9 protein-coding genes and 1 pseudogene are annotated in these 11,264 nt (G+C 63.1%); 4 read left to right on the forward strand and 6 right to left on the reverse strand.

Going from position 1 to position 11,264, the window contains the following annotated elements; all coding sequences use genetic code 11:
• The 3 genes and pseudogenes from D3P04_RS23320 to D3P04_RS08050 form a co-directional block, all read left to right on the forward strand.
• Window positions 1–285 (forward strand): annotated as a pseudogene (locus tag D3P04_RS23320) (c-type cytochrome biogenesis protein CcmI); the annotation flags it as partial.
• Window positions 286–487: 202 nt separating this feature from the next.
• Window positions 488–955, forward strand: a complete 468-nt coding sequence (gene ruvX, locus D3P04_RS08045; RefSeq protein WP_119747691.1) for a Holliday junction resolvase RuvX — start codon at window positions 488–490, stop codon at window positions 953–955.
• A 203-nt stretch (window positions 956–1,158) separates the two neighbouring features.
• Window positions 1,159–2,217 carry an aldo/keto reductase gene (locus D3P04_RS08050; protein ID WP_119747693.1) on the forward strand — a complete coding sequence of 353 codons (1,059 nt, stop codon included), beginning with the start codon at window positions 1,159–1,161 and terminating at the stop codon, window positions 2,215–2,217.
• Between the two features lie 129 nt (window positions 2,218–2,346).
• On the opposite strand, the gene D3P04_RS08055 is transcribed toward D3P04_RS08050, so the two are convergent.
• The 3 genes from D3P04_RS08055 to D3P04_RS08065 form a co-directional block, all read right to left on the reverse strand.
• Window positions 2,347–5,403 (reverse strand): efflux RND transporter permease subunit, encoded by a 3,057-nt coding sequence (locus D3P04_RS08055; RefSeq protein ID WP_119747695.1) that lies wholly within the window; start codon window positions 5,401–5,403, stop codon window positions 2,347–2,349.
• Entirely contained in the window at window positions 5,400–6,566 is a 1,167-nt protein-coding gene (locus D3P04_RS08060) for an efflux RND transporter periplasmic adaptor subunit (protein ID WP_119747697.1), read from the reverse strand. The genes D3P04_RS08055 and D3P04_RS08060 overlap by 4 nt, the downstream gene beginning before the upstream one ends.
• A 94-nt stretch (window positions 6,567–6,660) precedes the next feature.
• A complete protein-coding gene (locus tag D3P04_RS08065) occupies window positions 6,661–7,431 on the reverse strand; it encodes a division plane positioning ATPase MipZ (RefSeq protein WP_119747699.1) in 771 nt (256 codons plus the stop codon).
• A 195-nt stretch (window positions 7,432–7,626) separates the two neighbouring features.
• Here D3P04_RS08065 and D3P04_RS08070 point away from each other — a divergent pair, with 195 nt between their 5' ends.
• Entirely contained in the window at window positions 7,627–8,079 is a 453-nt protein-coding gene (locus D3P04_RS08070) for a DUF1801 domain-containing protein (RefSeq protein ID WP_119747701.1), read from the forward strand.
• Between the two features lie 196 nt (window positions 8,080–8,275).
• Here the strand turns inward: D3P04_RS08070 and D3P04_RS08075 are convergent, their stop codons facing one another.
• From D3P04_RS08075 to D3P04_RS08085, 3 genes are all read right to left on the reverse strand, one after another.
• A complete protein-coding gene (locus D3P04_RS08075) occupies window positions 8,276–9,337 on the reverse strand; it encodes an MBL fold metallo-hydrolase (protein ID WP_119747703.1) in 1,062 nt (353 codons plus the stop codon).
• A gap of 200 nt (window positions 9,338–9,537) precedes the next feature.
• The gene (locus D3P04_RS08080; protein ID WP_232844930.1) at window positions 9,538–10,482 is read right to left on the reverse strand and encodes a DMT family transporter; all 945 of its coding nucleotides are present in this window, start codon (window positions 10,480–10,482) and stop codon (window positions 9,538–9,540) included.
• Entirely contained in the window at window positions 10,479–11,057 is a 579-nt protein-coding gene (locus D3P04_RS08085) for a peroxidase-related enzyme (RefSeq protein WP_119747705.1), read from the reverse strand. The genes D3P04_RS08080 and D3P04_RS08085 overlap by 4 nt, the downstream gene beginning before the upstream one ends.
• Between the last annotated feature and the right edge of the window lie 207 nt (window positions 11,058–11,264).

An 11,264-nucleotide genomic window follows, 5' to 3' on the forward strand; every position in this document is an offset into this window, starting at 1 on the left:
GCCCTGCCCGGCCCCGATGCCGATACGATGGCGGCCACCGAGGACATGAGCCCCGAAGAACGTCAGGAGATGATTCAGGGCATGGTTTCGGGGCTGGAATCGCGGCTGGCCACGCAGGGCGGCTCGCCCGAGGAATGGGCCCGGCTGATCGGCTCGCTTGCGGTGCTGGGACAGACCGACCGCGCAAGCGCGATCTGGGACGAGGCGCAGGAACGCTTCGGCGCACAGCCCGAAGCCATCGCGCCGATCCGCGAAGCCGCCGAGACGGCAGGGCTGATCGAGTGATGAGCACTATCGTCGCAGGATTGGCCGGATGTGGCGGGGCCGGTTATGTCCTGATATCGCCGCGATATGATGAAGAAACCGCTGATCGCGATTCCGCACGGAATTGCCTGCATGGCCGTTGCGTCATCGGGGATCGCGTCCTCGGGGCGGTACGATTTCCTTCCCCGGACTTTCCCGACACCCGGAACATGCAGGCGCGGCCATGATCTTTGACGACATTACCGACATGGCACGGGCCCTGCCCCGGACCGGGGCGCTTGCCGGGCTGGATCTTGGCACCAAGACCATCGGCGTCGCGGTCAGTGACGGCATGCGGCAGATCGCCTCCCCTCTGCGGGTCATCCGGCGGAGGAAATTCACGCTGGACGCCGCCGATCTGCTGGCCATCGTGGCAGAGCGTCGCCTTACCGGTCTGATCCTTGGCCTGCCCCGCAATATGGACGGAACCGAAGGCCCGCGCGCGCAATCCACCCGCGCCTTCGCCCGGAACCTTTCGGGTCTCACCGACCTGCCCATCGGGTTCTGGGATGAACGCCTCTCGACCGTGGCGGCCGAGCGGGCCTTGCTGGAAGCCGATACGTCGCGCAAACGCCGCGCCGAGGTCGTGGATCAGGTCGCGGCAGGCTATATCCTGCAAGGTGCCCTGGACCGGTTGCGGAACAGCTATTAGGCAAGCCGGGGGTCAGCCCGCCGGCGGCAGGTCTCTCGAAGCTTGGCGCACCAACAAGCCGAGGGCTAGCCTCCGGACCCCCGGGATATTTGCGTGAAGAAGAAACAAGCCGCGAGGCAACCAAAGCCTTTGCCGACGGACGGGCTTGTATCCGGCGCGGTTATCCTTAGCTTGCCGCCAATTCCGAAGATACGGGGACAGCGATGAAAAGAGTCACACTTGGCGGCAGCGATGTCGAGGTGAGCGAGATCTGCCTTGGCACCATGACGTTCGGCAACCAGACGGATGAGGCGGACGCCCATGCCCAGCTTGACCGGGCGGCGGCGATCGGCATGACATTCCTTGATTGCGCCGAGATGTATCCCGTCAATCCGGTCCGCGCCGAAACCGTGGGTAAATCGGAAGAGATCCTTGGCCGCTGGCTGGCCCGGCCCGGCAATCGGAACCGGGTCGAGATCGCCACCAAGATTACCGGCCCCAACCAGAACCTGCGCGACGGCAAACCCTATGACGGTGCGATCATCCGTCAAGCCATCGACAATTCCCTCAGCCGCCTGCAAACCGACCGGATCGACCTGTATCAACTGCACTGGCCGCTGCGCGGCACCTGGGCCTTCCGCCGGAACTGGGATTTTGATTCCACGGGCCGCTCGAAACAGCAGGTTCTGGACCACATGGCGGATGTGCTGGAGGCCGTGACCGGCGCGATCGGCGCAGGCAAGCTGCGGGCTTTCGGACTGTCCAACGAAACCGCATGGGGGCTGACCCGCTGGTGCGATATGGCCGAGCGGACGGGCGGGCCGCGCGTCGCCTCGATCCAGAACGAATATTCGCTGCTTTACCGGCTTTACGACACCGATCTGGCCGAAACCGCAAATGCCGAAGAGGTGACTTTGCTGGCCTATTCCCCGCTGGCCGCCGGTTTGCTGAGCGGCAAGTATCAGGACGGAGCGATGCCCGAAGGCAGCCGCGCCGCGGTGGATCGCGCCCATGGCGGCCCGGGCCTGCTTGGCGGACGAAAGACCGAAAGGGCGCTGGAGGCGGTTTCCGCCTATCACGAACTGGCGGCAGAGCATGGCTGGGATCCGGTACACCTTGCCGTCGCATGGCAATTGACGCGGCCCTTCCGGAATATCCCGATCATCGGTGCGACCAATCTCGAACAGCTTGAACATGGCATCGCGGGTTTCGGCAAAACGCCATCGGAGGAGCTGCGCAAAGCGATCGACGATCTGCACAGGCAACACGGCCTGCCTTACTGATTTATCGGCCAAAGGGCTACGCCACAGCTGACCGAATTCGCCCCTGCCCCCGCTTCTTCATCCAGATATCCCGGGGAGTCGCGCGCAAGCGCGACGGGGCAGCGCCCCCGGATCATGGCGAAACGCGCCTTATTCCTGCAGCGGGTCCCGGGCGCGGTTCAGGCCCATCCTGCGCGCAACCCAGCCGAATATCCGCCCCTGACCGCCATGGATAAGCGAAAACAGCGACGGCACGAAAAGCAGCGACAGCAACGTGGACAACAGCAGCCCGCCGATCACCGCAATCGCCATCGGGGCGCGGAATTCTCCGCCCTCTCCGGTCGCCAGCGCCGAGGGAACCATGCCGGCGGTCATCGCGATGGTGGTCATCACGATGGGCCGGGCGCGCTTATGCACCGCATCAAGGATCGCGTTGTATTTATGCGTACCCGCCGCCATCGATGTCAGGGCGAATTCCACCAGCATGATCGAGTTCTTGGTGACGATCCCCATCAGCATCAGGAAACCGATCACGACAGCCATGCTGATCGAGTTCCCGGTCAGGAACAGCGCGATGATCGCGCCTCCGATCGCCAGGGGCAGCGACAGCAGGATGGTCACCGGCGTGATGAAATTATGGAACAGCAGGACCAGCACGATATAGACCAGCATGATCCCTGCGGCCATTGCGGTTGCGAAAGCCTCGAAAACCTCGGCCATGATCTCGGCATCGCCTGCGGGCTGGATGCTTGTGCCCGGCGGAAGCTCGATCTCCTGTTGCAGCTGCGCGACCTGCGTATTGACCGGGCCCAATAACGCGCCACCCGCAAGATTGGCACTGACCGTCGTGCGGAACTCCCTGTCATAGCGCCCGATCTCGGCCGCGCCTGCCGACAGGGTCACATCCGCCACCGTATAGATCGGCACCGACCCGGCAGAGCTGGGCACGCGCAGGTTCTGCACCTGCATAAGATCGTTGCGCGATTCTTCGTTCAGGCGCACCACGATGGGAATCTGTTCGTCGCCCGCGTTGAACTTGGCCAGATTTTCCTCGTTATCGCCAAGGGTCGCGATCCGCAGGGTTGTCGCCAGATCGCTTGCCGTCACCCCAAGCTGCGCGGCGATATCGGGTTTCGGCACGATCTGGATTTCGGGGCGTTTCAGGCTCGCCGAGGAGGTCACGCCTTCCAGTGACGGAAGTTTCTTCATCGCGTCGACCAGCCGTTCGGCGGCAAGCGCGGCGCTTTCCTCCGTTGCGCCCAGAACGCTGATGGTGAAGTCGCTCTGCCCCTCTTCGTTCTGGAAATTGATGCGCATGTCGGGCATGTCGGCGAGCATGGATTTCAATTCGTCTTCCAGCTCGAACTGGGACCGGTCGCGGGTTTCCTTCTTGCCGTAATTGATCATCAGCCGCGCCGAGGTGACATCCGAACCATCGCTATAGGCGAAAAGCGACTGCACCTCGGGCGTATCCGAGATGCGGCCATACATGCGGCGCACGGCATCTTCGGTATCCTCGATGGTGGAACCGGGGGGCATCTCGATCTCGATCTGGCTGCGCCCGATATCAGAGGCCGGAATGAATTCGGTCGGCAACAGCGTCGCCGAAAAGATCGACATCGCGAAAACCCCGAAACCCGCGAACAGGGTCAGCCAGCGATGCCGCATCGTCCAGCGCAGCACCGACATCAGCACGCGCATGATCCAGCCATCGGGCTTGTCCGCCGGATGGCTGGCGCCGCGAATGAAATAGGCGGCCAGCATCGGCGTGATGATCCGCGCCACCAATAGCGAGAACAGCACCGAAACCGCGACGGTCAGGCCGAATTGCTTGAAATACTGCCCCGAAATTCCGCCCATGAAACTAACCGGCGCAAAGACCGCAACGATCGAGAAACTGATCGCGATCACCGTCAGGCCGATCTCGCTGGCGGCTTCCTCGCTGGCCTCGTAGGGTGGCGATCCCATGCCGATATGGCGCACGATATTCTCGATCTCGACGATGGCGTCATCGACCAGAATCCCGGTCACAAGAGTGATCCCCAGAAGGCTGATCCCGTTCAGCGTGAAGCCCAGCCATTGCATGACGAAGAATGTCGGAATGATCGACAATGGCAGCGCCACCGCGGCAATCGCCGTGGCCCGCCAGTTGCGCAGGAACAGGAACACCACGATCACGGCCAAAGCCGCGCCCTCATAAAGCGTATCCATCGCGCTGTGATAGCTTGACGAAGTATAGGTCGTCGCGTCGTCGATCAGGGTGATCCGGGTATTCGGATATTGCTCGCGGATCTCGTCCAGCCGCGCCTTTGCGCCGTCGCCCGCCGACAGATCCGATTTGCCGGTTGCGCGATAGACGCCGAAGGCCACCACCGGCTGGCCGTCCAGAAGCGCGAAACTGCGCGCCTCGCTGCCGCCATCGATGATATCGCCAAGCTGATCCAGCCGGATCGTGCGGCCATCGGCAATGGTGACCGGCGTAGCGGCAAGCTGGCCGACCGTTGCCGCGCCCCCAAGAGCGCGGATCGAATATTCCGTGCTTGCCAGATCGCCGCGGCCGCCGCCCATGTCGATATTGCTGGCCCGAAGCTGGTTCGAGACATCCGCCGAGGTCAGCCCATGCGCCAGCAACCGATCGGGATCGAGTTCGACCTTGATCTCGCGCTCGGCTCCGCCGATCCGGGTGGTCTTGCCCACGCCGTCCACCGTGGAAAGATCACGCCCGATCACGTCATCGACGAATTTCGACAATCCCTCGATGCTCTGGGTCGGATCGCTGACGGCATAGGTCAGGATCGGATATCCGGTGACATCGACCCGCTGCACGATGGGTTCGCTGATGCTTTCCGGCAGTTCCCCGCGCACATTCGACACTGCGTCCTTGACGTCGTTCACGGCGCGGTCGCTGTCGGTTTCCAGCTCGAATTCGACGGTGATCGAGGCCATGCTGTCGGTCGCGGTGGAACTGATATGCCGGACGCCGGTGACCGAGGCGATACTGTCCTCGACCGGCTGGATGACCTGTGTCGTCAGTTCCGACGGGGCCGCGCCCGGCTGGCCGATATCCACGCTGACGATGGGCAGGTCGATATTCGGCATGGCCGTGACCGGCAGCTTGAAGAAACTGTAAAGCCCGACGACCAGCAGCACCAGAAAGATCGCGATCGGCGGAACCGGATGCCGGATCGACCAGGTGGACATATTCATGGCTGATCTGCCTGTTCACCGGCGCCTTCAGCATCCGCGTCCGCAGCAGGCTCGGTACCGGATTCGGCAGTATCCGGATCGGAGGCGCCGTCAACGATCTTCACGCTATCCCCATCCCGGAAGAACGCGCCCGAACGGGTGATCACCTGTTCATCCGCGGCAACGCCCTCTATGATTTCGCGCCGGCCGTCCCACAGCAACCCCGCCCTGACCTGCCGGGACTGGACGACCCCGTCCTTGACCACCTGCACCCGGTCCCCGTCATCATCCGACAGGACCGCCGTCGCCGGGATCGTCACGGCCTCGCGCTTTGCGGTGATGACCCAGCCGCTGGCGAACAACCCGCGGCGCAGCCCCGGCACATCGTCCAGCGCGATACGCATCTTGCCCAGCCGCGTCACCGGATCGACCGAGGCGGGAATCAGCCGCACCTCTCCCGACACCTGTCCCAGCCCGGCTACCGAGATTTGGGCCGGGGCGCCCGGTTGCAGGCTTTGCAGCGCGGTTTCAATCACTTCGGCGGACATCTCGATCGCGCCATCCGCGATCAGCGTGAAAAGCGGCTCTGTCCCGCCCGACATCGTTCCAAGCGTTGCATTCCGCTCGACGATCTGGCCGGTCACCGGTGCGACGATCTCAGTCCGGTCCAGATCAAGCCGGGCAAGCCGGCGCGCGGCTTCGGCCTGTGCAAGCCCGGCCTGAGCATTGGCTTCGGCGGCAACCGCATCATCCAGCGCCGCCTGCGACGCATTGTTCGAGGCCCGCAGGCTTTGCGCCCGTTTCAATGCGGTTGCGGCCTGTTTCAACGCAGCCTCGGCCTGCTGATAACCGGCATCGGCCTGCGCAAGCTGCGCCTCCAGAGTGTCGCGCGACAGCCGCGCCAATGGCTGCCCCTTCTCGACCCGGTCGCCGGCTTCAACCAGAATCTCGGTGATCTCGTGGCCCGTGACCTGCGAATGCACCTGCACCTCTTCGCGCGCCGTCAGCGTGCCGACCACCGGCACTCTGGCCTGAACCTCCGATGTCTCGGCGACCGATACGGTGATTGCGGGAATGGCGCGTTCGACGGCAGAATCCGTCGCCTGCTCATCCACCGATTCCGCGACGGAAGCGGCGGGGCCGGCCAACCCGGCCAGGAGCATAACGATAAAGAGACCCCGCATCCTGTCCGCCTGTAAATCCGCATTAGAATCACGCAACATAAAGCCGAACGCTTACGTCAACAATCCTGGCATTTTCAAGGAGAGGTGATGAGCCTCAGAACCTGACCTTTACCCCCGGAAGATCAAGCGTCTGTATCAGATCGCGCAACTCCTGCCGAGCGGCGATATTCGACATGCTGAGAGATTCGGTGCCGATATCCTTCAGATCCAGCAGCGTCAGGCCGCGCGGAAAGAGTTCCCGGAAAATCACCCGCTCGGAAAACCCGGTGGTGACGCGGAAGCCGATCCTTTTCGACAATGTTTCCAGCGCCCCGCCGACCTTGCGCTTGTTATGCATGGCCTGCGTGCCAAGTCGATTGCGCAGCACGACCCAATCAATCGGCCCCGCACCGGCCTCTGCCCGCATCTGGCGGGCCGCCCAGACCATCTCGGCATAGATCGACGGGCCGATCACCTTGCCCTCGGGCGACATCCGCGCCAGCAGGTCGAAATCGACGAAACTGTCATTCATCGGCGTCATCAGGGTATCGGCCAGCGTATGCGCCATCTGGCTAAGCCTGGTATGCGAACCGGGGCAGTCCAGCAGGATGAAATCGCATTCCGCCTCGAGCGCCTGCAGCGCCGGGGTCAGCGGATCGCTTCCCTCGGCCAGCTCTCCCAGCTGCGGGGTCGGCAGATCCAGTTCCTCGCGCCGGACGAAGGCGCTGCGATTTTCAAGATAACGGCCGAAACTCCGCTGCCGCACGTCCAGATCCAGGGCTCCGACCTTGTGCCCCATACGCGCAAGCGCCGTCGCCACATGCATCGAGGTCGTCGATTTGCCCGAACCTCCCTTTTCGTTGCCCACAACGATGATATGCGCCACCGGCCGCCCCGTTCTGTTTCGCTTTCCGGGCGGAACCTAGCGGCTGCGCAGGGGGAAGAAAAGCTGCCTTGTCGCATTGGGGCCGCCTTTGATTCCGCGTGGTCCCATATCCCCGGATATCCGCGGCATTCCGGCAAGCGGAACCATTTTCCGGCCGGTTCGTTAAAAGCAAAACGGCAAGCTGACGGGGACCCCATGACCGGAAAATCGCGCAAAAGCGCCAGACCCAGCCAATCGGGTGACGGCAAGCCCGTCCTGCTATCCGGCGGAAATCCCCAGATCCCCAAGGGCGACGGCGATGAGCCGGTTCAGGCCTATATCGCCGCAATGCCCGGCTGGAAACGCGAGGCGGGACAAAAACTGGATGGCCTCATCACCAGAACGGTTCCCCATATCCGCAAGGCCGTCAGATGGAACTCGCCCTTCTACGGGGTCGAAGGCCATGGCTGGATCGTCAGCTATCACTGTTTCACCAAATATATAAAGATCACATTCTTCAGCGGCACGTCGCTGTCGCCGCTTCCGCCGGTGACATCGAAGGATCCGAATACCCGCTATTTCCATATCCACGAGGGCGATCAGCCCGATAGCGAGCAATTGGCAAAGTGGATCAAGCAGGCGTCGGAAATCCCGGGCTGGATTACCTGAGATATCGCGCGACCTTCATGCCGCCGGTCTGCACGGATGGCCGCGTGTTGCGCGGAATCGGAAACGCCGGTTACGTGCGTCCCGCGATGGCCGGGGGCGCTGCCCCCTGGACCCCCGAGGTATTTGGACAAAGAAGAAGCAGAGGGGGAAAGTGATCCGGGCGGGCGCGATCTGACAGGGATATGCTCGCGGCAAATCAGTCAGGCGATATGCGATAGCGGATGCCATCATCGCTGGAACTGCGCTTCAGGCGGCCGTCATGAACCAGACGGTTGACATGCGCATGGGCCTCTCCGAATGCGAATCCAAGCTGGAATCCGTCAAGTGGCCGGCTGAACAGGACCGGAACCAGATCGCCAACCGACAGTTCGGAATCCCCACATGCCCGCAGGATCGTCTCAAGCCGCTGCCGGTGCTGCTCCTGCAATTCCCCGATCCGCGCATGCAGAGCGCGAAACGGCTTGTGATGGCCCGGCAGCACCAATGTTCCGTCAGGCACCCGGCCCCGCAAATTCTCCAGCGACCGCAGGTAATGGCCCAAGGGATCGCTTTCGGGGCCGGTCGGATCCACGCTGATATTGGGCGAGATGCGCATCAGCACCTGATCGCCGGCAAGCAACAGCCCTTCGGCGGCGCAATACAGCATAAGCTGCTCGGGCGCATGGCCGTCACCGGTCAGGATCTCGAATTCCCTGTGGCCAAGCTTTAGCCGGTCTCCGGCCAGCAGCCGCGTGAATTCCGGCGGCGGCGTTCCGACCAGTTCCCGATAATGTTCCGGCCAGCCCTGCAGGGATTTCGCCTGCGCGGCGGTCATGCCATGCCGCCGATAATAAGCCGCGTAGAATGCGCGGCCCAGCCGCTCGGGATTGCCACGCAGCGTCAGGCTGGCCAGATAGGCCGAAAGACTGGTGAACAGCCGCAGATCGTATTCGGCGCAAAGCCAGCCTGCCAGACCGATGTGATCCGGGTGGTGATGCGTGGCGATCAACCGGCTGAAACGCTGCCCCTTCAGCGGTCCTTCAAGCAATTGCGCGAAGACTGCACGTGTCCTTGCGTCATCGACCCCGGTATCCACGATCGCCCAGCCGTCATCCTCTGCGATCAGGTAGATATTCACGTGATCCAGCGCAAAGGGCAATTCGGCCCGCAGCAACAGGATCCCCGGCAGGATTTCGGTGATCCGCGCCTTGGCCGGGTCATCGCTTCCGGTTGCAGCCGCCGCCGAAGGGGACTCGCAACCGACATTCAGATCAGTCATATCCTGCCTCTCCCGGGATCGCGAAAATGGCGCGCCGACGGTGACGCCCCGCATCGCCGCAAACACGGCACGGATCGGCAGCCGGTCCGGTCCATGGGGTTAATACAGATGCCCATCATTCACAAGCTGCTCATGTTCCCCCGAATAATGCGGTCGAGTTCCTGTCCGGACACGCCTTTGCATCCGCCGGAACATGGCGCTTACCTGCCCCTGCTCAGAAACCGCCTGTCGATCAGGGCCAGACCCATGGCGATCAGGACAATGCCCAATAGCTGCGCCGGCCCCAGCCTTTCACCCAGAAACAGCCAGCCCAGCAGGATCGCCGAGACCGGCACGAGGAAACCCACCAGCGAAATATTCGTCGCCCCCGCCCGCGCCAGCACGCGGAAATACAGCACATAGGCCAGCCCGGTGCTGAAGATGCCCAGCGCAATCACCGCCAGCCAGACACGTCCCGGAACCTCTGCGCCCGGCCAGCCGTCGACCGATAGCGTCAGCGGCACAAGCAGGGCGGCCGAGCAGGTGACCATGCCCGCAGCCGTCACCACCGGATCAAGGCCCATCCTGCGAAACCGCCGCCCGAAGACATTGGCGAAAGCATATGACAGCGCCGCCCCCAGAATCGCGATCTGCCCCCAGACCGCATGACCCAGCCCCGACAGCGTATCCAGCCCGATCATCACGGCAACTCCGCCAAGCCCAAGCAGAACGCCCGCCAGCTTGCGCGTGCTGAAACCCTCATCGGCCAGCAGCATCCCCGAGACGATGACGGTCCAAAGCGGCGTGGTCGCATTCAGGATCGAGGCCACGCCCGAAGGAACCGAGGTCTGCCCCCAGACGATCAGCCCGAAGGGGATCGCGTTGTTCAGAATCCCCATGATCAGGAACGCCCCCCAGATATCCGGCTGAAGCGGAGGGCGGCGGCCCGTGGCGATCACGATCAGCCAAAGCACTGCGGATGCAACGATCAGGCGGATCGCAACCACGCTGAGAACCGGCAAGGCGGTCACCGAAACGGCGATCAGAAAGAAGGACGTGCCCCATAACAGCGACAGCAGCAGCAATTGCGCCCAGTCCGCAGGATCCATCCTGGCATTTATCTCGGGCAGGGCCACCCGGGGGCCGGGCGCAAGCGGCGCCCTCATTCCCGCCCCAGCATGTAGAATTCGTCATTGGGGCGGATATCGCCCGCATTCACCAGCCGGTTGGACATCCCGAAAAAGGCGGCAATCGCGCCGATATCCCAGATCTCGTCCTGGCTGAAACCGGCATCGGACAGGGCGTCGTGATCCTCATCCCCGATTTCCTGCGCGTTCAGGGCGACTTTCTCGGCATAGCTCAGCATGGCGCGCTGCCGTTCGGTCAGATCCGCCTTGCGCCAATTGATCGCCACCTGATCCGCGATCAACGGATCCCTGGCGCGGATCCGCAGGATCGCGCCATGCGCGACAACGCAATACTGGCAGCGATTCAGCCCGCTTGTCGCGACCACGATCAACTCCCGCTCGGCCTTGCCAAGCCCCTGGTCGCTGTCCATCAAGGCATCATGATAGGCGAAGAAGGCCCGGAATTCTGCCGGGCGATGTGCAAGCGCCAGGAAAACATTGGGAATGAAGCCGGATTTCTCGGCCACCTTCCCGATCGCCTGCCGGATATCCTCGGGCAGACTGGCCAGATCTGGCACCGGAAAACGGCTGATCGGCGGGGCGGATTGCGTCATGATGGTTCCTCCTCGCGCGGCAGTCTGCGTTACCGGCGGTGCAGATGGAAGACCTCAACCGCCCGTCCGCCCCCCCCCACCGCCGCAGTTCCGGCCAAACCGGTATGGCAACTTCTTCACTCAATATCCTCAGGGAGTGAATTGGCCCGGGTCAAGAAGGGACGCAAACGCCCCTCCCCCGCGCCGTCAGGTGCAACGGCGATGGGG

It is taken from the genome of Paracoccus onubensis (assembly GCF_003591515.1).
In the GTDB taxonomy this organism is placed as follows: Bacteria; Pseudomonadota; Alphaproteobacteria; order Rhodobacterales; family Rhodobacteraceae; genus Paracoccus; species Paracoccus onubensis.

What these genes read in the sequence shown, in the direction of transcription:
- ruvX (WP_119747691.1), top strand. Translation starts at nt 488, where the DNA reads ATGATCTTTGACGACATTACCGACATGGCACGGGCCCTGCCCCGGACC.
- D3P04_RS08050 (WP_119747693.1), top strand. Translation starts at nt 1,159, where the DNA reads ATGAAAAGAGTCACACTTGGCGGCAGCGATGTCGAGGTGAGCGAGATC.
- D3P04_RS08055 (WP_119747695.1), bottom strand. Translation starts at nt 5,403, where the DNA reads ATGAATATGTCCACCTGGTCGATCCGGCATCCGGTTCCGCCGATCGCG.
- D3P04_RS08060 (WP_119747697.1), bottom strand. Translation starts at nt 6,566, where the DNA reads ATGCGGGGTCTCTTTATCGTTATGCTCCTGGCCGGGTTGGCCGGCCCC.
- D3P04_RS08070 (WP_119747701.1), top strand. Translation starts at nt 7,627, where the DNA reads ATGACCGGAAAATCGCGCAAAAGCGCCAGACCCAGCCAATCGGGTGAC.
- D3P04_RS08075 (WP_119747703.1), bottom strand. Translation starts at nt 9,337, where the DNA reads ATGACTGATCTGAATGTCGGTTGCGAGTCCCCTTCGGCGGCGGCTGCA.
- D3P04_RS08080 (WP_232844930.1), bottom strand. Translation starts at nt 10,482, where the DNA reads ATGAGGGCGCCGCTTGCGCCCGGCCCCCGGGTGGCCCTGCCCGAGATA.
- D3P04_RS08085 (WP_119747705.1), bottom strand. Translation starts at nt 11,057, where the DNA reads ATGACGCAATCCGCCCCGCCGATCAGCCGTTTTCCGGTGCCAGATCTG.